At 44.2% G+C, this 22,599-nt stretch carries 16 protein-coding genes; 3 read left to right on the top strand and 13 right to left on the bottom strand.

The features are described from left to right. Positions 1-13: 13 nt before the first annotated feature. Positions 14-3,196, bottom strand: coding sequence for a SusC/RagA family TonB-linked outer membrane protein (locus BN3912_RS02080; RefSeq protein WP_023984336.1), 3,183 nt, complete (start codon positions 3,194-3,196; stop codon positions 14-16). A gap of 351 nt (positions 3,197-3,547) precedes the next feature. Between BN3912_RS02080 and BN3912_RS02075 the strand changes: the two genes are divergently transcribed. Next, positions 3,548-4,855, top strand: coding sequence for a UDP-N-acetylmuramoyl-tripeptide--D-alanyl-D-alanine ligase (locus tag BN3912_RS02075; RefSeq protein WP_036859436.1), 1,308 nt, complete (start codon positions 3,548-3,550; stop codon positions 4,853-4,855). Between the two features lie 276 nt (positions 4,856-5,131). Here BN3912_RS02075 and BN3912_RS02070 read toward each other — a convergent pair whose 3' ends face one another. The 6 genes from BN3912_RS02070 to BN3912_RS02050 form a co-directional block, all read right to left on the bottom strand. After that, positions 5,132-6,028, bottom strand: a complete 897-nt coding sequence (locus BN3912_RS02070) for a ComEA family DNA-binding protein (protein ID WP_023984334.1) — start codon at positions 6,026-6,028, stop codon at positions 5,132-5,134. An 81-nt stretch (positions 6,029-6,109) separates the two neighbouring features. Continuing rightward, a complete protein-coding gene (locus tag BN3912_RS02065; RefSeq protein WP_023984333.1) occupies positions 6,110-7,468 on the bottom strand; it encodes a sodium-dependent transporter in 1,359 nt (452 codons plus the stop codon). A 129-nt stretch (positions 7,469-7,597) separates the two neighbouring features. Continuing rightward, positions 7,598-8,098, bottom strand: coding sequence for a CYTH domain-containing protein (locus BN3912_RS02060; RefSeq protein ID WP_023984332.1), 501 nt, complete (start codon positions 8,096-8,098; stop codon positions 7,598-7,600). Beyond that, on the bottom strand, positions 8,099-8,236 hold the full coding sequence (locus tag BN3912_RS12285; RefSeq protein ID WP_004369378.1) for a hypothetical protein: 138 nt from the start codon (positions 8,234-8,236) through the stop codon (positions 8,099-8,101). It abuts the gene before it with no gap. Between the two features lie 37 nt (positions 8,237-8,273). Continuing rightward, positions 8,274-9,395, bottom strand: coding sequence for a peptide chain release factor 2 (gene prfB, locus BN3912_RS02055; RefSeq protein WP_023984331.1), 1,122 nt, complete (start codon positions 9,393-9,395; stop codon positions 8,274-8,276). Positions 9,396-9,426: 31 nt separating this feature from the next. Beyond that, positions 9,427-11,235, bottom strand: coding sequence for an AMP-dependent synthetase/ligase (locus tag BN3912_RS02050; protein ID WP_004369376.1), 1,809 nt, complete (start codon positions 11,233-11,235; stop codon positions 9,427-9,429). Between the two features lie 246 nt (positions 11,236-11,481). Between BN3912_RS02050 and BN3912_RS02045 the strand changes: the two genes are divergently transcribed. Further along, the gene (locus BN3912_RS02045; protein WP_004369375.1) at positions 11,482-12,546 is read left to right on the top strand and encodes a M20 family metallo-hydrolase; all 1,065 of its coding nucleotides are present in this window, start codon (positions 11,482-11,484) and stop codon (positions 12,544-12,546) included. A gap of 391 nt (positions 12,547-12,937) precedes the next feature. Here the strand turns inward: BN3912_RS02045 and BN3912_RS02040 are convergent, their stop codons facing one another. The 4 genes from BN3912_RS02040 to dut all read right to left on the bottom strand — a co-directional run bounded on the left by BN3912_RS02040 (position 12,938) and on the right by dut (position 17,689). Continuing rightward, entirely contained in the window at positions 12,938-14,524 is a 1,587-nt protein-coding gene (locus BN3912_RS02040) for a peptidoglycan DD-metalloendopeptidase family protein (protein ID WP_004369374.1), read from the bottom strand. Next, positions 14,525-15,421 carry a lipoprotein insertase outer membrane protein LolB1 gene (locus BN3912_RS02035; protein WP_004369372.1) on the bottom strand — a complete coding sequence of 299 codons (897 nt, stop codon included), beginning with the start codon at positions 15,419-15,421 and terminating at the stop codon, positions 14,525-14,527. Between the two features lie 18 nt (positions 15,422-15,439). Then, positions 15,440-17,176: a tetratricopeptide repeat protein gene (locus tag BN3912_RS02030; RefSeq protein WP_036859433.1), complete on the bottom strand. Its 1,737-nt coding sequence runs from the start codon at positions 17,174-17,176 to the stop codon at positions 15,440-15,442. A gap of 75 nt (positions 17,177-17,251) precedes the next feature. Next, on the bottom strand, positions 17,252-17,689 hold the full coding sequence (gene dut, locus BN3912_RS02025; protein WP_036859430.1) for a dUTP diphosphatase: 438 nt from the start codon (positions 17,687-17,689) through the stop codon (positions 17,252-17,254). A gap of 102 nt (positions 17,690-17,791) precedes the next feature. On the opposite strand from dut, the gene dgt reads away from it, so the two are divergent. Further along, positions 17,792-19,132 (top strand): dGTP triphosphohydrolase, encoded by a 1,341-nt coding sequence (gene dgt, locus BN3912_RS02020; protein WP_023984327.1) that lies wholly within the window; start codon positions 17,792-17,794, stop codon positions 19,130-19,132. On the opposite strand, the gene BN3912_RS02015 is transcribed toward dgt, so the two are convergent. Beyond that, positions 19,122-21,623, bottom strand: coding sequence for a peptidase associated/transthyretin-like domain-containing protein (locus BN3912_RS02015; protein ID WP_023984326.1), 2,502 nt, complete (start codon positions 21,621-21,623; stop codon positions 19,122-19,124). The two genes, dgt and BN3912_RS02015, sit on opposite strands and share 11 nt — an antisense overlap. Beyond that, complete coding sequence (locus BN3912_RS02010; protein ID WP_004369356.1) at positions 21,620-22,456, bottom strand: GLPGLI family protein; 837 nt, start codon at positions 22,454-22,456, stop codon at positions 21,620-21,622. Before BN3912_RS02010 ends, BN3912_RS02015 begins: the two co-directional genes overlap by 4 nt. Positions 22,457-22,599: the final 143 nt, after the last annotated feature.

The following is a 22,599-nucleotide window of genomic DNA, read 5'->3' as shown; positions in this document are numbered from 1 at the left end:
GAAATAACGTTAATTAAAATTTAACCTGAACATTGAAACCGAATTTCCTTGAAGACGGATTTGCAGAGAATTCGCCGAAATTACCCTTAATATCGTTACCGAAAGAACTGGTTTCAGGATCGATAAACGTATTATCCGATGGTGTCCAGCAAAGGAGATTTGAACCGAACAGCGACAACCTTACACTGGTAAGGAATGTGTTTGCAAGCCAACTTTTGGGAATATCCCATGACAAAGACACATTGCGAAGTTTGACAAATGATTTGCTGATCAGCCATGCACTGTTCATCTGATCGCCACCGGCATTCCAATAATCATCCATATCAGCTTGTGATATCGGCGTCGTATTCTCCACATAGGTCACATTCCCGCTGGCATCTGTCGACGCATTTACCGAGTTCGGCACGATGAAAGTGTGGCGTTGATTGTACGTAGTCTGTATCGCATTGCCCACGAAGTAGTTGATACTCTTCGTACGAGAGTACATCAAACCGCCCTGACGGATATCGAACACGAAACCGAACGATACATTCTTATAACGAAGATTCGTAGAAATACCTAAGGTGTACTTATTATTCATAGAACCTATAACCTCCTGCGACGACTTCGCAACAGGCAATCCGGTATTCGCATCCACCACGATATGCCCTTCTGGATCGCGTTCTGACACCTGTGCAAGGAACTGCCCAAGCTCCATTCCGGTAATTGCATACAAACTGGCTCCACCACTAATTCCTTCTATAGAGGACTTACCGCCAAGGCTTTCGGGCAGACTGATTACCTTACTTTTGTTTTTTGTAAAGTTAAAACTTGTCGTCCAATCGAAATCTTTCGTAACAATAGGCTTAACAGTCAGCAGTGCCTCGATGCCTTGGTTACGTATCTTACCTAAGTTCATATTCTGATATGTGTACCCTGTTGCGGGATCGGAAGCCAATTGGAATATCTGTTTATCGGAATTACGATTATAGTAATCCACATCAAGATTAATACGATTATTCAAGAAGGCGATATTTAAACCGACTTCGAACTCGGTGGTTATCTCCGGTTGCAAGGTGTTACTTCCCAAGACATTGCCTACAGAATACGCATTAACTCCATTCAACGGGAACTTTACTTCGCCCCATCCGGTGGCATTGGCCGTTGCTAAAGAGTAATAAGGATCTACCATATAGACGTCTGCATCATTACCTGTCTGGCCCCATGCCAAACGAACTTTTCCGAAACTGAACCAAGATTTCGTACTTTCATCGAACAGTTGAGAGAATAACCAGCTGCCTGTAACGCCCGGATAGAAGAAAGATCGGTTGGCTTTAGGTAATGTAGAAGACCAATCGTTACGCGCCATACCGGTAATAAATACCATATCTTTCCACGCAAAATCGACTTCTCCGTAAAGTCCATAGCTACGCTGACGGGTTGAATAGGTATTTGTAGTCGGCGTATCTGCCGAATTACTGAGGTTATACCAAGTAGGTATCGTGAGATTAGTTACCTGTGAATAGAGGTGATGATACTTGCGTTCCGAATAATTAAGACCTATCAAAGCCGTGAGATTGATATCTTTTGTAATGTTCTGATTATAGTTTACCATAAAATCTTGGTTAATCTCGCGGCGACGGGCAATCGTTTCATTCACCTCGCCTGTAGCCTTATTGAACACTCCCAACACATCATTAGGAGTTCCAGAGAATAGAACTTTCATATTCGGGGTGGCATAATGACGCTCGCTGTTGGTAGCATCAAGACCGATACGATAGGTAGCTTTGAAGTATTTCAGGAATTCGTAATCTAATTGGAACTTACCGAAAATCTTCTCAGCTTTATAAGTAGACTGATAATTCTTCAATACATAATAAGGATTAGTCACGCCATAAGGAGTGAAATAATACCCGGGTTGATTAAACGGATCGTCCAGATCGGCCAATTCCACAATACTGATATCGCGCGGCAACTGGTAAATATCGTTAATCATACTCAATCCCTGACCGGTGGTAGAGAACTTGTTATTCTGCGAAGAATAGTTGACCGAAGCTCCGAAAGTAAGATCCTTCACCTTACGAGTACCACGGAAAGAAAACGTGTACTTATCATAAATGTCTGCATTCGTAGGGAGAATGCCGTCTTCACTCGTCTGAGATAAAGAGAGAAAATACTCGCCCATCTCATTTGCATTATTGAGCGAAAGGCTGTTGTTATAACGCACACCGGTATCAAAGAAATCGCGTACATTATTTTTAATAGCCCTATACGACTTTAACTTCTGCGAATTATTATAGATTTGTCCATACAATTGCTGCGATCCATCGAAAGCTGGGCCCCATGAACCGTTCTCTATCTCGGTCTTTTCCGCATTCCAACCCATACCGAAATCATTCTGCATCTCCGGAAGACGACCGACCACAGACCATTGTACACCACCGTTATACTCAATACCAAGCCCCTTTTCGTGTCCTCGTCCGCTCTTAGTCGTAATCATAACAACTCCATTGGCGGCACGACTACCATAAAGAGCTGTCGCGGCAGCACCTTTCAAAATAGTCATACTTGCCACATCGTCGGGATTGACGGCACTGGCACCATTACCGAAATCGTATCCTGTGTTAAGTCCATCCGTACTTGTAACGGATCGGTTGTCCATAGGAACGCCATCAACCACGAACAATGGCTGGTTAGAACCCGATAAAGATGTGAAACCACGCACTACTATAGACTGAGAAGCACCCGGATCTCCCGCCGCTGCATTTACCTGTACGCCGGCTACCTGACCGGATATACTGCTGACAACATCTGCAGATCGCACCGCTGTAAGCTTATCACTCGACACCGTTGTGGCCGAATAACCGATGGCTTTCTCGGAACGTTTGATGCCTAAAGCCGTAACAACGACTTCATTCAGCGACTGATTATCCGGCTTAAGAACAACTTTCAGATTTGGTGCCACGGCCACCTCTTTGGGCACCATGCCCAAATAAGAAATGCGAAGTTTAGTGGCTCCTTGCGGAACAAGGAGTGAAAAACGTCCGTCGACATTCGTTGCCGTACCGGTCTTCGTACCGACAATTTGAACTGAAGCCCCTACAACGGGCGCTCCATCCTCTTGAGATACAACGGTACCTGTAACTTGTGTTTGCGCCATTACCGCTCCGAAATACGTAAAGAGGCAGACAAAAAGCATTGTTAATTTCCTTACCATAAAATCTCTCTCTTAATATTTTCACTTAAAATCATAAAATTTAACGGGTTCAAAGATAAGTATTATTTATCAAAAATGCAAGAAATAGTATAAAAATCTTCTAATTTAATATTATTTTTCCGCAATAAGTATCATTTTTGATAAAAATATGCAATAAAAATAAGATTTACGCTTATGTTATCAAGACTTAAATTCTTTCTTCTCAAGACATATATTTTGGTTTCTTTAAAAAAGATGCAACATTATTTAATTTATAGTATAAAAAGAAAATAAATTCAATTCATTTATCCGGAAAATGATTACTTTTGCACACATAAGTCAATATTTTAACCAAAACAAAAAGACTGAATGATGGAAATTTCCAAGTTGTACGAACTCTATCTGAAGCATCCCCAAATAACAACAGACTCGCGTATATGTCCCAAAGACTCCATATTTATCGCACTGAGAGGTGAGAATTTCGACGGCAACAAATTTGCCGAAACGGCATTAGAAAAGGGGTGTGCATATGCTATTGTGGATGAGCAGAAGTACCAAAAGCCCGATGACAGCCGCTATATTTTAGTAGATAACTGCCTAAAAACATATCAGCAACTTGCACGAGAACACAGGCGACGCTTCCACATCCCCATTATCGGCATCACCGGAACCAACGGGAAGACCACGACAAAGGAACTTGTATCGGCCGTACTTGGCAAAAAATACAACGTACTCCATACAGATGGCAACTTTAACAACGATGTGGGCGTGCCAAAGACGTTGTTCCGACTGTCAGAAAAACATCAGATTGCCGTCATTGAAATGGGTGCCAGTCACAGGGGGGATATCAAGACATTGGTAGAAATCGTAGAACCTGATTACGGTATCATTACCAATGTGGGCAAGGCACACTTGCAGGGATTCGGCTCATTCGAGGGAGTTATCCGTACTAAAGGAGAACTTTACGACTATTTACGTGCCAAACAAGGCAGTAATAAGGTCTTCATCAATGCCGACAATCCTTACCTGATGAACATCTCGCAAGGGCTTACTTTAATTAAATATGGTAAGAGAGACGACTGCGAACTGTCAGTAAAAGGCGAGGTAACCGGCTGTTCCCCGTTCCTCGACTTCCGTTGGTACAACACACAGGCCGGCCATTGGAACGAGGTGCATACCCGTATGATCGGCGCTTACAATATCGACAACATGCTCGCAGCGGCCTGTATAGGACTGCATTTCGGAATATCAGAAGCAGACATAGATGAGGCTTTAAGCAAATACACCCCGAGCAACAACCGTTCGCAACTGACCGTTACAAACGACAACAAACTGATTGTAGACGCCTACAATGCCAATCCGACAAGCATGCATGCCGCCATCGAGAACTTCAAAGCCATGCATGTTTCGCCGAAGGTAGCCATTTTGGGCGACATGCGCGAACTGGGTAACGCAAGTAAAGAGGAACATCAGCGCATTGCAGACGAGCTGAAAACTGCCGATTTCGACAATGTATGGCTCGTAGGCGAAGAGTTTTACAACACGAAGTCTGGCTTCCGAAAGTTCCACAACATAGAAGAAGTGAAAACAGCCCTACAAACCAACAAGCCTAAAGGCTGCTACATACTGATTAAAGGCAGCAACGGTCTTCATCTTTCGCAGCTTCCGGAACTGCTGTAAGCATCGGGCAAAAGGAGAATTTAAACAAACAACTCTATTCATAACCCCGCCTCGAAGAAGATAGGAGTACGTCGACGGCACGATATTTATAACCTATCGGCCACAAGCATATTACAAGTATTTTTCTTAAACCGTCTGTTTAACCGCTGTAAATGATTTATCTAACACGGTTAAATGGCACACCTGTCTATCCTATATCACCCTACTTACAAAATTACCGTTTATCGACAAACCATTTTCTCCCCGCACAGAAAGACTGTAAAATTACGCTTTTCCTCAATACTCCACATAGTGCGATAGGCGTTCGATGTCTGTCTGTGTGAAATCTTTGAGCAGTTTAAGATCGTTAAGACTCGTAAGCGGGCCCTTCAAACGGCGGTAATCGGCGATTGCTTTGGCCTGATAAAAACTGATATACGGGTGACGTTTCAATTGATTAAGCGTAAGTTTGTTCACATTCAGCTTACGGATAGCACCGCCAGACACTGTAAAATAAGCCAACGCCTCTTCGGGAAAGCCCTCTATCTCTTTCAGTTGATCCACACGATAGAAGCCTCCGAGCCGGTCGCGATACCATGCTATCTCGCGTGCATAGTATCTTCCTATGCCCGGAACCTTGCGAAGAGCAGCGGTATCTGCCGTGTTCAACGGCAATTTTTCATTGGCTTTCAGCTTTACGGGATACTGTATGGTATCGCGTTCCGGTATCCGTTCTTTGGCTGCAAGCAATGCAGCAGGCAGATAATCGGCACCGATATGGATATAAGGCTCCATGGCTTTGTACTGTTTTTGCGTAAGACCGTAAAGACGGGCAAAGTCTGTAGGGCGACGATACACCCCACCTGCCGCACGATATTTATAAATATTGCGTACCTGCCACGGTCTTAATCCCAGCTTGAGCAGTGCCGTACTGTCGGCTGTATTGGGATCGAAAGAGAACAGTTCTGCCTTCTGTCCGCCATCGATACGATAGGTAATGTGATCATGCTCATATTCTCCCGAAGACAGAGGGAGATGTGCCACCGTCAGACTGTCTTCACGAGTGAGTTCGGTGGTACGCTTATCGCCTCCGACATAAAAGAATAAGCCGGAAACTACTGTTACCGATACCAATAAGAATAGAATAACTTTACGGTCGGACTTGGTAAAATAGAAAAATTCTTTTAGGAACATGGCTATATATAATTAAGGTATAAGAAGATAGCAGACAGCATCTAACCGGTATGGCAAACACATCTGTTCCTGCAACACTGCTCAGATAACCCCGAACTGATGCAGGAATATCGCCGAAATGGCAATGGGGCAGATAAAGCGCACGGCAAACAAATAAACGCCGAACAGTGTGCTTCGAAGCGTTTGCCAATTGGTGAACTCGTCTTTTACCACCTGTTTAGGCACGAACCACCCAAGGAATATGCAAGTCAGCAGTCCGCCGACGGGAAGGAATATCTGCCCCGTAACAAAATCGAACAGTTCGAACAGCGGTTTTCCTCCTATCTGCAAGCAGTTCAGTTTGCCGAGAGAAAGGGAACAAAAAATACCTATAATGCAGGTAAACACAGTAACCAAGAGGGCTCCTTTCTTCCTTGTGATGTGGAATTCCTCATAAAAAAACGCCGTACTTACCTCGTGTAGCGATATCAAAGAGGTAAGCGCCGCCAACGAAAGCAAGGAGTAAAACATCAAGGCAACCACCCAACCAACGGCAGGCATACCTGCAAACGCCTGATTGAATACGTTGGGCAGTGTGATAAAGATAAGAGAAGGCCCGCTATCCGGATTTATACCCACGGAAAACGCAGCAGGGAATATCATCAGACCGGCAAGAATGGCCACCAAGGTATCGATGACAGCAACCTGAACAGCCGACTTCAGCAAATTCGTCTGCCGGCTGTAATAAGAAGCATAAGTACATATACAGCCCATGCCAATGCTGAGCGAATAGAACGATTGCCCCAGTGCACCGAGGAACACATTACTGTCGACCTTGGAAAACTGCGGTTTAAACAAGAAAGAGATACCTTTTTCTGCCTCCGGGAGCAGGCACGAAGCAACTACAATGACCAATAAAAGTACGAAAAGCGTAGGCATCAGCAGCTTCGAAGCCCGCTCTATGCCGCCGCGCACACCATGAATAATAACATAATGAGTAAGCAGCAACATCGCTACAGTCCAAAATATCGGACGTAAAGGGTTCTCTGAAAAACTTTGGAAATAATGTGTAATGAAATCAGGATTGCCTTTCAGCTCGCCCATTACCGAAGCATAAATATATTGCAGACACCAACCGGCAACCACGGCATAATAGCCTGTAATGAGAAAACCGGTAAGCACACCCATGTAGCCCACCCATTTCCACGGCGTACCATTGGCTAATTTAGCGTAAGCACGTGCCGTGTTCGAGGCTCCGTGGCGCCCGATAATAAACTCGGACACCATGCACGGAATGCCCAAAAGCAACACGCAGCCTATATATAAGAGTATGAAAACGGCGCCGCCATTCTGTCCTGTCATGTAAGGAAAGCGCCATACGTTGCCTAAACCTACTGCCGAACCCGCCGTGGCAAGTATGATACCGAGCTTAGTACCGAAGCTTCCTCTTTCTGTTTGCATGATAATATATCAATAGAATATCGGGTGCAAAAATATAAAAAATAATTCTATTTTATATACATACCACAACTAAATACGCAGTTATAGTACTAAACAAGAACCAAATGATATCGAAATCGCAGTTTTTCCTTACCGATATTCTTCCGGTAAGGTACCTTTCCAAAGATTGAAAGGATAACAAAGCAGGTGAGAATTATAAAAACGTCGGTCGCCGGTGACTTCTCTACCGATGAAATCGGGCTTTTCGTAAGACTCATCCTCACGCTCTAATTCTACTTCCGCTATGACAAGTCCCTCGTTGTCGCCGTAAAACTCATCGACTTCGAATACATGTTCGCCGCTTTTCACCAAATAACGTCGCTTGTCGATGACGCCTCCTTTACATAATTCCAATAAGTGTAAGGCTTCTTCGGGCGTAATTTCTTTTTCGAATTCGTAACGCGTTATACCGCCGTTTACGGATTTTCCCTTAATCGTCAGATAGGCCTTATCGTCACGCGTGCGCACTCTAACCGTGGCACCATCGGCAGCTATATAGCCCTGACGGATATGACTGCTCGAAAAGGCAGCATGTTTATATGCATCGCCCTTACGCACCAAGAACTTTCGCTCTATCTCCCATCCGCTCATTTACGTCAGCATAAAACAGATCATAAATACAACTGCAAGAATTACCAATACGCCAAAAATCCAATGAATCACTTTCTTGGCCTGCCGTTCTTGCTTGGCTTGACGGGCTGCACGATTGATTTTGCTCTTTTCACTCATAGCTCTATGATTTTAAAATTATAAAGGTTTTATTGATTTATTGCTCGTCATTAACGGGAAACTCCATAAGATAAGCCTTGATAAAATCGTCTATTTTACCGTTCATCACACCATCTACGTCCGATGTCTGGTAATTCGTGCGATGATCTTTCACGCGCCTGTCATCAAAAACGTAACTCCTTATCTGGCTTCCCCATTCTATCTTTTTCTTTCCGGCCTCTATTTTAGCCTGCTCTTCCAAGCGTTTTTTCATGGCACGATCGTAAAGTTGCGACTTTAGAAGTAACATTGCCTTGGCACGGTTCTTGGGTTGATCGCGGGTTTCGGTATTCTCTATCAGTATTTCTTCTTCCTCCCCCGTGTCCGGGTCCTGATACATATAGCGCAAACGCACACCGGATTCCACCTTATTAACGTTCTGTCCGCCAGCTCCACCCGACCTGAAAGTGTCCCAAGACACACGGGCCGGATCAACGAAAACCTCTATCGAATCGTCTACAAGCGGCGAAACGAACACACTGGCAAAGCTTGTCATGCGCTTACCTTGCGCATTGAATGGCGACACACGTACCAAACGATGCACGCCATTCTCGCTTTTAAGGAAGCCATAGGCATACTCTCCACCCTCTATTTCCATAGTAACGCTCTTGATACCTGCCTCATCTCCCTCCTGCAGATTGCTGATGGAAACCTTATAGCCGTGAGCTTCAGCCCAACGCATATACATACGCATAAGCATTTGAGCCCAGTCCTGACTCTCCGTCCCGCCTGCTCCACTGTTGATTTTCAGTACGCATTCCATCGGATCTTCCTGCTGACGGAGCATGTTCTTCAGCTCTAAATCTTCGATAGCTTTAATAGCTTTCGCATAATCAGCATCCACCTCTTCCTCACTGACCATATCATCATGATAGAAATCAAAGGCAAGTTGCAGCTCATCAGCATACTGACGTACCTCTTTATAGCCCTTGATCCACTTCTCAATACCCTTGACCAGTTTCATTTGTTCTTGCGCACGTTGCGGATCTTCCCAAAAATCAGGAGCCTGAGTTCGCAACTGTTCCTCTTCGAACTCTACCATCTTTCGGTCTATATCGAGATATCTGTGCAGGGCATCTGCACGTTCTAACACGTCTTTCAGCTGATCTGCTGTTATCATTCCTTATCTGTTTTCCTGAGAGAGCGGCAGCCTACTCTTCATACATTTTCTCTATTTCCTTATTAAAATTTTTATATATGACCGTTCGTTTGAGCTTTAGCGTATTTGTAAGCTCCCCCGATTCCATCGAAAAGTGGTGTGCAAGAAGCGTAAAGCGTTTGATTTGCTCGTAAGAAGCCAACGGCTGTTGCAACGTATCGATACGGGTTTTGATCATATCATAAACTTGTTGGTTCGCACAAAGGTCTTCACGTGTCTCGAAGGGGATACGATGTTCGCGCGCAAACTCCTCGAGTAACGGAAATTCAGGTACCACCAATGCCGACACGAACTTACGTCTATCTGCCACGACCGCAACCTGATCAATAAACTTATCTACCAAGAGCATGGCTTCCACCTGCTGCGGAGCGATGTATTTTCCGTTACTCGTCTTGAACAAATCTTTAATACGATCTTTCAAGAACAACTCTCCGTTCTTGATATACCCCGCATCTCCCGTATGAAAATAGCCGTCTTTATCGAATACTTTTAGGTTAACGGCATCACGATGATAATACCCGGGGGTGATGGTTGGGCCTTTCAGCAAGATTTCTCCGTTATCCGATATCTTCACTTCAACACCTTCAATAATCCTACCCACAGAGCCTACCGTAAACGGTTTGCCTGCATGATCGCACGACACTGTGGCCAAACTCTCGGTAAGGCCATAGCCTACGATCATATTCAGCCCGATGGAATGCACGAATTCTTCGATTTCGGGCGACACGGTAGCACCGGCGGTCGGGAATATATTGGGCTTTTCGAGTCCGAGCTGTTTACGGACAATGCTCAAAATAGACCTGTTCAACACCTTATATTCAAGCATCAAAGGCAACGGAGGACGCTTTCCTTTACTCAAATAGTCTATATTATGCCGCTTTCCAACGGCCAAAGCATGGTAGAAAAGTTTCTGTTGAACGCTGCCGGAACGGTCCATTCGGTCTTTTACAGCAATATAAACCTTCTCCCAGAAGCGCGGTACACTCGACATACTTGTAGGGTGTGTTTCCCGCATAGACTGTTGTATCTCCTTTGGATAGGTATTCACGATGAGCTGTGCACCCTCTGAAAGAGCAAGATACGACCAAGCCCGTTCGAATATATGGGTAAAAGGCAAGAAATTGATTACCCGATCTTTCTCGCTAACCGGCACACATTTATCGTTTGCATCGAGCCCTGCGCGGTATTGCCCATAGGTGAGAACCACTCCTTTGCTCTCTCCGGTGGTGCCACTCGTATAAAGTATGTTGCAAATATCTTTATCGTTAGCCTGACGATAGAGGTTTTCAACCTCGGCCTGCCGTGGAAAATTCTCGCCTAAAGCAATGAAATCTTCGAAATACAATGCGTTGGGATCGTGAGTACTGATACGTACACTCGGATCGAAAATAATAATACGTTCCAACGAGGAGCATAGTGCAAATATGCGATGTGCCTTATCATACTGTTCTTGTTCGCCCACAAAAAGGAAACGAACATTAGCATCATTCAAGACATATTGTATTTGTTGCTCGCTACTTGTGGCATAGAAAGGCACCGAGGCGGCCCTTATACCGTAGGCACCGAAGTCTGTATAAAGATACTGTATGCAGTTTTGCGAAAACACGGCAATATTCTCCTGCGGCTTGACGCCAAGGTTGAGCATGGCATTCGACACTTGTTTCACCCGAAGAGAGAACTGATTCCACGACACAGTCTTCCACTTAAGGCTTCCGAAGTTCCTGAACGTGATGGCATCACGCATACCATATTTCTTTGCCTGTTCATGAATGAGCACCGAAAGATGACATTTTGTCTGCATAAGTTTATCCTTTTATTGATGCAAAGATAAGCTAATTTGGCAGAAACACAAAATTACTGCTTTCTTTTTTTCGCTATTCTTGCGTTTATAAACGTATTTATAAAGAAGAACGGACGGGGGCCCTGCACATACCGATTTAACGGGAAAACAGCAATAAAAGTATCTTTTTGTTCTATTTTAAGCCCAAATTATAAAAATAGAACGAATTGTATTCTTTTAATTGGATTATATACTTATCTTTGTAACATGATGAAATATCAGGAATATACAGACGATGCAGTGGCACTGCTCAAGGCTCTTATAGCCACTCCGTCCGTCAGCCGGCAGGAAGAAAAGGCGGCAGAAGTGCTGGCGGAAGCTATCCGTAGTTACGGTTTCAGCCACAAACGCGAGGGCAACAACGTATGGATAACCGATCCGAACTTCGATACAATGCGCCCAACGCTGCTGCTCAATGCACATATAGATACGGTGAAACCGGTAAATTCGTGGACTCGAGAGCCGTTTGTCCCCACGATCGAAGGCGACAGGCTGTATGGTTTGGGCAGCAACGACTGCGGGGGAGGGCTGGTATCTTTACTTCAGACGTTCAGATTTTTGACATCCAAGCCCCAAAGATATAACGTTATTTACCTTGCTTCGGCCGAAGAAGAAGTATCAGGAATTAATGGTATCAGCCGTGTATTGCCTTTCGTGCCGCTTATAAGTACTGCCTTGGTGGGCGAACCCACAGGCATGCAACCGGCAGTTGCCGAAAAAGGACTGATGGTGCTCGATATTATCGCCCGCGGCAAGAGCGGCCATGCAGCACGGGGCGAAGGAGTGAATGCCATCTATGAGGCGCTCGAAGACCTTGAATGGCTGCACAGTTATCGCTTCAGCAAGGTTAGCGACTTCTTAGGGCTCACGCAGATGAACGTTACCATGATCAATGCGGGCACACAACACAACGTAGTACCCGATACATGCACTATGGTTGTAGACGTTAGAACCAACGAATGTTATACCAATCGAGAGGTGTACGAGATTATAAAGAGCCATCTGAAGAGCGAAGTCAGTGCACGTTCGCTCCGTTTAAGTCCGTCTTGCATCGACACACATCATCCGCTTATCCGCAAGGCAGTATCTATGGGCATGCAACCTTTCGGCTCTCCCACCCTCAGTGATCAGGCCTTAATGCCCTTCCCATCGTTTAAACTTGGTCCGGGCGAGTCGTCGAGGTCACATTCAGCTGACGAATATATCAAAATAAGCGAGATTTCGACGGCGATAGACACGTATATAAAACTACTCGACGGTGCCGAATTGTAAAGCTATCTGCCGCTTCTGTCTTTCACTTTTTGTCCACTCGTTCATAGCGTTTATAAGGAGTGGCTTCGATAAACAGTACACCTAACGCCAACAAGCTATAGGCCTACGTAGCATAAGCCATAGGTCTATCGAAGTATTTTAAACCAAACAAATATTTTATAAGGAGGATTTAAATAAACCAAATTCTTATAGTTCATATCTCGGAAATTATCACCTCTCTTTTTGTTTTCTCTGTTTAAATATTATTCCCCTTACAAAAAAGAGTGCAAAAGAAACTTTATTGCCCGAATATTGCATAAGAAAAAATAAAGAAAAGGAAACTGCTTCCGCCTGTTGCCCCCCTATTCCATTACCTTAAAGGATAAGAGCGGCAGAAGAAGTAAGTAGCTCTTCATCGCCCGAGCCATACTTCAGGATTCAGTTTAGCGGTTTCTCTGCGCAACTGAAACTGCAAGATGTTATCGGCACCCACGGCACCAAGCACCTGTCGGGTGGACACCTTTTGCCCACGACTGACGCTCACGGAGCGCAAGTTGCAGTATACAGAGATGTAAGCACCATGACGTACCATGACTACCATTGATCCGCTGTAGCCGAAAACGGCACTAACTTCGCCATCGTATATAGAACGTGCTTGGCATCCGGCGCCTCCCAAGATGTTAATTCCCTTATTGTCAAGCGTTACGTTTTTCAATCCTTCTACGTTATATTGCCCATAATGGCTCACTATACGGTAGCTTCCGGTGATCGGCATGGGCAGTCTGCCTCGGTTAGCCTCAAAACCTCCGCTCATCATACGGTCTGCCGAACTCATCCGTCGGGCATCTTCTACGTTTTTACGGGCCGCAGCTATCTCCTTTTTGTTACGGCTATCTTCTGCCGCGGCCTTACGTTCTACAGCTATACGTGCGGCCTCCGCTTCTCTTGCAGCTTGTGCAGTACGCTCACGACGAGCCTTATCATTGGCTTCATTTGCCGCACGTGCTTCCTCTTTCAACCGTGCCTCACGTGCTTTGGCCTCAGCTATTTTCCGTGCATTTTCACGGGCTTCGGCCTCTGCAGCAGCCTTACGGCGGGCCAATTCTTCGGCTTTACGCTTGGCAGCGGCGGCAGCTTCGGCCTTACGTTTGGCCTCCGCAATGGCACGGACACGGGCTTTTTCCACTTCTATAGCCACCAGCCGATCGATTTGAGCATTAAGGGCAGCATCTTTTTTCCGTTGCTCTGCAATAACTTTCTGTATCGTCTTCTGCTGCTTCTGCAACGTATTTACCACGTTTTGTTGTTCGGTTTGCTGTCCTTGAAGCGCAGTCCGTTCTTTTCGTCCTTGGTAAAGCAGATTATTCTTCTGCCCCTTTACGGCCTGCAATTGTCGGTGTTTGTCGGTAATTTGCGCCTGTTTATTCTTCACGATCTCGCCCTGTACCTTCTGATAAGCCGCATATTCTTTCACAAAACGTAACCTCCGATACATTTGGGCAAGGTCTTTAGCAGAGAAAACAAACATCAGTTTATCCTGTACCTGCTGATGACGTGCCATGTAGCGCATGGATTTCACGTAATTGGCCTTGCGCTCTTCAAGCTGTTGTTCGAGTGTTTTAAGTTGAGTTTTAAGTATGTTGATATTACCGTTTATATGGTGTATTTCTTCTTCAATGCCCTCAATACTCTTCTGTCGCTCACTGATTTCGGTATTAAGCAGCATGAGATTTTGCAGTCTTTTCTTCACATCGGCCTGATTGGCACGCAATGCTTGTTCCTGTTGTCTTATCTTTTTCTGTATTTGTAAGCGCTGGTTTTGCAATCCTCTGATAGATGCATTGCTGTAAACTGCGGCAGACTTTGTTTTTTTAGGCGTTGTTTTCTTTCGGACAACAGCTGTTTTACGCACAACGGTTCTCTTTGTCGTATGCCTTTTCTGGGCAGACAAAGTAAAGGTAAACAACAATATTGTCCCTATAACTACACTTCTTCTCATTTACATGTTCAATATTTTACCAAGCACATCCTTTGCCTCAACCCTTTTATATTTATATGAAACGGCAGAATGAGCATCCCATTTGGCATCCGTACTCACATCACTCATAGAGATACTTATACGGGCTTTCTGCGTTGTTTTAGTAGCATCGGTAGAGAATTGGAACACTTGTTTTGCGGGAAAGAGCTTTACTCCCACGCTTCGGAAGTCGGAATAAGCCCAGTTGAGCGTAGAATTTCCGTGCTCGGCACTGGTGTATGTTACCGTTGTCTCATTAATTCGACCGGTATTCCTATCGGCATTCCATTGATATTTCATATTGCCATTCTGCAATGTAACAGGTATATTATCCCCCGAGGAGGCCAATTGAGCACTGAAACTCTTTAAGTCCGACTCCGATACCTTTTGCTTTCCGGGCAATAACAGCTGGTTCCAAAAAAGGGCTTGCAGACTGTAGAAGGTAAGTCCGTTATTGCGCAAAAAGTCCAATTGATTATAATCTGCCTTGATATACTCCTTGTGCAAACGATCGATAACGAGTACATAATCGGGCGTAAACTCCAATCTTCCGATCTCGCTTCCAAGCAATGGTATGAATAACTGCAAACGAATTACCTCGTCTTTACGCATGTGAACAGAACCGGGCACGGTAATATCTTTGCCTGCAGCCTGCAAATTAAACGACATATTGCCTACGATATTCTTGACATATATCTGATTATCGGACACTTTCTGCACAAAAGTGAGCTGTTGAACAGCAGCAGACTGTGCAGAAGGCATACTTTTTTGCGTGCTGCTCTTAGGTGTCTGATCGACCAACACTCTCTTTGAAACGCATGAAACCATCAGCAATGCAATTACTGAAAAGAATAATATTTTCGTTATCTTCATCCTCATAATTCAATTATTTTTAGTCTATTTCTTCTTATTCTCTACGGGAATATACTTTTTCAGTTTGATTTTACGCTGCAAAAGAGCACTGTCTCCTCCTGCTTTCACGGCCTCCTGCCAATACTGTAGTGCCTGTCGGGTATCTCCGTTCATAGCATATATGTCGCCCGCATGCTCTATCACAACCGCGTTCTTTACCGAATCGGTATCGTTTTGTATGGCTTGATCGATGTATATTTTGGCTTCGGCGTAGCGCTGCTCCATAAAAAGAATCCATGCATACGTATCGAGGAACGTCGAATTCTTAGGCTCCGACTTAATCGTTTTATAACTCATTTGTTCGGCTTTCTGTAGGTTTTCGCCTTCTTCACTGAGGTAATATGCGTAGTTGTTCAAGCAATAAATGTTGTCAGATTTCCATTGGAGGCAACTATCATATGCAGCAAAGGCCTCTACACGATTACCCTTCTGGTGCAAGATATCGCCCATCATTGCATAAAAATCACTGGCTATATCGGGATCACTCTGCGAATTGATCTCACTTACCCCCCGCCTGAATGCATCGAGTGCGGCATCTGAGTCGCCTTTCTGGAAGTAAGACCACCCCATGAAGTAATAGAAAGCCATCTCTTCCGGATTGTATTGCATGCCCGGTTTGCACAGATAGATGATCTTATCCCAATCTTTTTTATCCAAATACGAACGGATAAGTTGCATTCGGGCACCGGCATTGTCGGGAGAGATATCAAGAACATGCTGCAAAGCGCTGTCGACCATTGCCTGCGGCATCTTCTTCAACGTCATATAAGCTGCCTTTAAAGTTGCGATATCCGCATTGTGAACGTCGGCTGCCATTACCCTATCGAAAAGTTTCAGTATCTGTGTACTATCGCTAACGGTCTGATCCTCGTTATTTTTAATAACCTCCTGTAAAAGCAACATCTTAGTTTGAGAAGGAGTTTTCTTGCTCAACAGTATGGCATCACGCAACGTCTGTGCTTGTTCTTTAGTACCTACAGTGTTGTAATAATCGTAAAGCGATGTCTGTGCATACGAGTTATCGGGCTCTTCCTTCAAAGCACTTATAAATATCTTATAAGCCTCTTTCTGCCTTTTATTCTGCATGAGCCAATTACCAAGCATAATCCTATAGTTCAAATCATTAGGATGTGTGTCCGATAAGTTCTTCAAAGTCTTGTACGCCGCCTTGCTGTCACCCATCATTTCGTACACTCTCATCTTCGACAGGGTAATCTCCTCGCTGGTTCCTTCGGCCTGTTCGATCCGATTGATTGTATTCAACATATCCGAATAAGATTTCTTTTGTTGATACAATTGTACAAGGATATTGAGCACATCGGTACGTTCATGGTTCGCTGCATAAAGCCTCTCATAAGATAAAATGGCACGGTCGTAATCGCCCATACTGATATAATATTGAGCTACACGCTCCTGATAAGTCTCGTTAGTCGAGTCTAAAGCGGCGGCTCTCTCTATATTCTGCAGGGCAAGAGTATCTTTCTTCAGTTCGGTAAGATACATGGCAAGCATATAATATGCCTCGGCTGCAGTAGAATCAATCTCAAGACAATGGTTGAGAAGATCGTATGCGGCATCGAAATGACCGGCATTTTGTTGACGCATAGCCTCAAGAAACAAGTAATCGTAACGTTTCCTGTCATTCGGAGAAAGACGATTTACATCCGATTTTTTATCGGCATATCTGCCGTTCTCAAAAGCAAAAGAAGGAACAATCGCCATTGTTAACACAAATGCGACCGTAAAGAATGCAGTATATTTGGAAAAAATGTTCAACGTTATAATCGGGTTTTATTTCTATTTCACTCCTGTATGGCCGTAACCGCCGGCACCTCGTTCTGTCTCATCAAGTTCTTTTACTACTTCTAAGTCTGCTTGCTCATGGCGAGAAATAATCATTTGAGCGATACGTTCGCCATCGTTTATCACAAAATCATCCTGCGAAAAATTGATAAGCAATACCATGATTTCACCACGATAATCGGCATCTATCGTTCCCGGAGTATTCAAAACGGTGATACCATACTTAAGAGCAAGACCGCTACGAGGCCGCACTTGAGCCTCGAAACCTGCGGGAAGAGCCATGTAAAGGCCTGTCGGAATGAGCCTGCGCTCCATGGGCCGGAGAATTATCGGTGCTTCGATATTGGCACGCAGGTCCATTCCGGCACTCAGAGAGGTGGCATACTCCGGCAGCGGATGGTGCCCCTTGTTGATCAATTTTATTCTCACCATAATAAAATAAATATGGTGCAAAAATAACGAATTATCGGCATATAACTCAATTTTTACTATAGAAATGAAACTATTTATCTAAAATTACATTACTTTTGCGATATGAATTGGCAGTTACTTATATCGAATAAGCGCCTTGGACAGGAAATACGTCACGCTGAAAGGCACGATGATCGCTCCGAATTCAAACGGGATTACGACCGATTAATCTTCTCTGCGCCTTTCAGACGAATGCAAAACAAGACGCAGGTGTTCCCTCTTCCGGGCTCAGTCTTTGTACACAACCGCCTCACCCATAGCCTTGAGGTGGCCTCTGTGGGCATGTCTTTAGGCAATGATGTGGCCCAAAAACTGATAAAAACGAAATATCCGGAGTTAAAAAACACACGGTTCGAGGAGATCGGAACTATCGTCAGCGCAGCATGTTTGGCACACGACATGGGAAATCCCCCATTCGGTCACAGCGGTGAAAAGGCCATCCAAACCTACTTTAGCGAGAGACGCGGCGCTTATCTCAAAGAGAAAGTGAGCGAAGACCTTTGGAACGACATCACTCATTTTGAAGGAAATGCCAACGCTTTCCGTCTTCTTACGCATCAATTCATAGGCAGAAGAACCGGTGGATTTGTCATGACGTACGCCACTCTTGCCAGTATAGTCAAATATCCCTTTGAATCCATACTTGCCGGAAGCCATGGAAAGTTCGGCTTCTTTGCCACAGAAAGAGACACATATCGCAAAATAGCCGATGAATTGGGCATAATTTGCAAGTCCAAACCTAACGAACCTTTGCGCTATGCCCGCCACCCGCTGGTCTTTTTGGTAGAAGCTGCCGACGATATATGCTACGAAATCATGGATATAGAAGACTCGCATAAGCTGAAAATTCTGTCGTTCCAAGAAACGGAGGACTTGCTTCTTGCTTTCTTCGACGACCAAACCAAGGAAGGTATCCTTAAGAGAATAAAGGAAGAGGGCGTAAGTGATGAAAATGAAAAGGTGGTATACATGCGTGCCTGTGTTATCGGAAAGCTCGAAAATGAATGCGTAAAAGTATTCGTAAACCACGAGGATGAAATTCTTAACGGCACCTTCGAAGACAGTCTAATCAAGCATATATCGCCGTTACAGCACGATGCCTACAAGCACTGCATCGAGGTCTCAAAACAAAAAATTTACCAAAGCAAACCGGTTCTTGATGTGGAATTAAGCGGTTACAAGATTATGGAAACACTGATGGATGCTCTTGTCGAAGCAGCTGTAATGCCGGAAAGGTTTCACTCCAAACAGTTGATAAACCGCTTTAGCAGTCAATACGACATCAAAAGCAATGACTTGGAAACCCGCATAATGGCGGTTATAGACTACATAAGCGGCATGACAGACATCTACGCACTCGACATCTATCAAAAAATCAACGGCATTTCGTTGCCTATAGTGTAATTTGGCAAGACGTCAAGAACTCCCTCGGACGAAGTACATACCGGCTCGTCGATGAACTTACGGCATTGTAATAGGTAACTGCATAATGGGTTTTATTGAAGATATTCCGCCATTCCATCGACAATCTTACTTTCTTCAATCTCCATACAACCGACACATCGGCCAACATAGTGTTTATATTATTACTCTCTTGCAGCTCGTTATAATAATGAACTGCCGACAAACTAATATCGATATTCGACAAAGTTTTCGTAAGTACAATGCTTTGACGACAATTTAAAAGTGCAGATATATCGGCATTATCTATTTGAGAACGGCTCCATGTAAAGCTACCCGAATAACTCAATGCACACCATTTTGGTGAAAACTCCATATCGGGTTGCAGGCTTACAACATGGGAATAATAACGCAATAAAGCCCTCGAAGACGATTGGTTCCCACTGCTATAATCGTAAGACACACCTAATTTCATTTTCGCATGTAATCTGAAGAACCCTTTGGATATAACGCCTTTTGCGCTAAATGTAGAAAACCGGTTGTTCAATCGGTACATATTATACCGATAGAAGCCGTTCCGTATCTGCAAATCGGTCAAGGTATTGCACCAAGAGCGTGATGCCGACACACTTACATTACCAAAAAGTTCATGCACAGGACGCTTGTAATAGTAGGCAACATAAGAACCTAATTGGCGCATTTGAGGAACAAAACCCTCGTTTCCGTATGTTGTACGATAGTCGGACCGGTATTCCGATAAGGCAAAATTGCCCGTTTCATCGATATTTTCATTATAATATGCAGAAATAAACCACTCACCATGATACCCTTTCTTAACATTCAAAGAAAGGTGGGGACGGAATAGAAAGGCGGAATAGCGCTGCCATGTCAACCTTTCATACGCCATACGCGACTGCAAAGACACTGTAACGTTTTCCCTACGATACTGCCACGAGGGCGTAAAATAAACAGCATATCGGGGATAATCGGCCACTACGGAAAGGTTCTCTGCCGCAAATCCCGCCATATATCGGTGGGTAATAAAGCGATGCCTGAATAACCAAGCGACATTATTATCCGTATGCCACAAGTTCGTATTAAATTTCTGTGAGAAATCATCAATAAAAAGACGCGAAACAGAATGATGATAATCCAAAACCGATTGTATGGAAAGAGAGCTTTTTTCGCCAACAATCATGCGGTAAAGCCGATTAGATACGTTGATCGACGGTACTTTCATGTGCTGCTGCAACATACCGTTTACGGTACTTTGCAGCCATGATAACGCATCCGACTTATTCATATTCGCCTGAAAAATATCGTTCCCATAAACCTTATCCGTATTCACTTTATATTCCAACTCTACATTCAAACGGTCTGTTTTTAGCAATAAATCCTCCATTTCATCGGTTTTTACCGGAGATGCACCTTCTAAATAATAGTTGGAAAAGTCCGTTGTTGTCTGCCTTACAACTTCGCGATAATATCCTGAAGAGATACGCCATTCAGTCCCATTCCTTACTTTCGAAGTTCTATTTATTTGGTATTTCTGTGAAGTGTTGAACCGAACACGCCCCGCATCTATCGGGGCCATGAGCGTTGGAACGGCCAACCACCGTGGCAAATCGGCAGACGCAACTTCGATATTCGATGCAGCCAACAGTCGTGCAGGTGCAAAAATATCAGCTCCGGTACGGTCGTAAACAAGGTTATACATCATCTGTTTTTTCTTTCCGATCTGCAAAATATTAGCTTCGCCGCCCATTCCGGTGGGTTCTCCTATACAAAGATAAGGCTTCAAGGTAGGCAAAAATTTGTTTCGAGCAGACTCTCTAAGTCCGATATTCAGGGCAATATCGTTTGTAAGAACCTTTCCCTGCAATGCTTTAATGGGCTGATCATGCTCGATGAATTGGGCTTTTTCTACATCTTTTCCTCGTAATGCATCGCTTATCTGATTATATCGTCCGCCCGAAAGGTCCAGTCCTTCAACGGTAAACCTACTGATTGTCTTTCCATTATAGCTGATCTGTCCCTCTTTATTTACCTCTACACCGGGCAATTTCTTCAAAACGTCTTTCAAAGAGTTATCACGTGCATCGGCAAAGCGCGTCAAGTCGTATGTAATCGTATCCTGAAGACCAGTTATACGCCCGGCATTCACCTGCACTTCTTTCAATGAGAAAGTCTCTTGTGCCAACTTTATTTTTATCCCATCCTTAGTCCCTGCAATCGCCATTCGCTTTTTCTTATAGCCGAGGAACGATGCCTGAAGCGTATCATCAGGCAGCAATATCTGCACCGGCAATCTAAAATTCCCCATTTCACCGGAACAGGTAAAAGAAACAGGCCTACGATTTCGATACAATACAATCGTTACACCTACCAGCGGTTCGTACCTAAGAGAGTCTTCAACCGTACCGTAAATTTCCGCTTGCCCATACATAGAGCCTACTTGCATAAAGGTAAAAAATAAAACAAGCAGTCGTTTCATCTTTCCAACAGATTATAAGGTTGATCCTTAGGATTAGGCAATGGATTGCCATTCCCGTCGGTTATGGTTACCTTCACATTAGGTTTTGTAGTAATATACCCGATGGGATCGGCATAATAACGTCTGCAAGTCTTCAAGAAATCGGCCCTTCCGATACGCTCATATCCGTTACCTATGTAAACAAGATTACGCTTCGTTACGTTTTGTTGCATGCCGATTGCCTCAAAAACGAACTGTCCTTCGCTATCAGAAGCTTTCAATATCATTCCCGGAAGGCCTTTCAATTTCCACGGCCCCTCATCTAAAGGAATATCGTCTGTATACCATGCTCTCCATCTTCGCCCACAGTAATCTGTTGTTGCCTTACGACAAGTATAGCCAAGCAATACGATAACGCTGTCTTCTTCAATATTCCAATGCGGGAAAACCACCTTTTCGGCATACGAAAACTTATCCATTCCTAGCTCATCGAGATACACATATTCGCCTTGCTCAGGGCAGTTACGGTACAATTGCCATACCACTTTCCCGTTTCCGAGGAAATTGTTCTCGCCTTGTTTCTTGCGTTCGGCATTGATAGAGTCGGTCTGGAACTGCGATAAACTCCAAAAACGCGACCTTTGATCGCCCACTTCGAGCAACATTTTGTCGTCTTTAAAGAAATAAGGACGGTGGTTCACATCCTCTACATAGCGGTAATTGTAAGTGAACATGAACGCTATTTTACCGCAATTCATACCCTGTTCGGGTTCTTTTATGGAACGGAAAGTAAACTGAGCGCGCATAGTAAGCGCCATACACATTAACAACACAATGAGAAAAGATTTCTTCATATCGAATTAGTTTATATGTTTATTATTGTTACAAAGATAGCCTATCGGCATTATGCGGTACTTATAAAGCTATTACACAAATATTCTAACAGCCATAATTCTATATTACTATTTTATTATTAACCTGCCGGGACATCGAAAAA

Source organism: Prevotella phocaeensis (assembly GCF_900065875.1).
Classification (GTDB): Bacteria; Bacteroidota; Bacteroidia; order Bacteroidales; family Bacteroidaceae; genus Prevotella; species Prevotella phocaeensis.
This window is presented reverse-complemented; position numbering and strand designations above follow the sequence as displayed.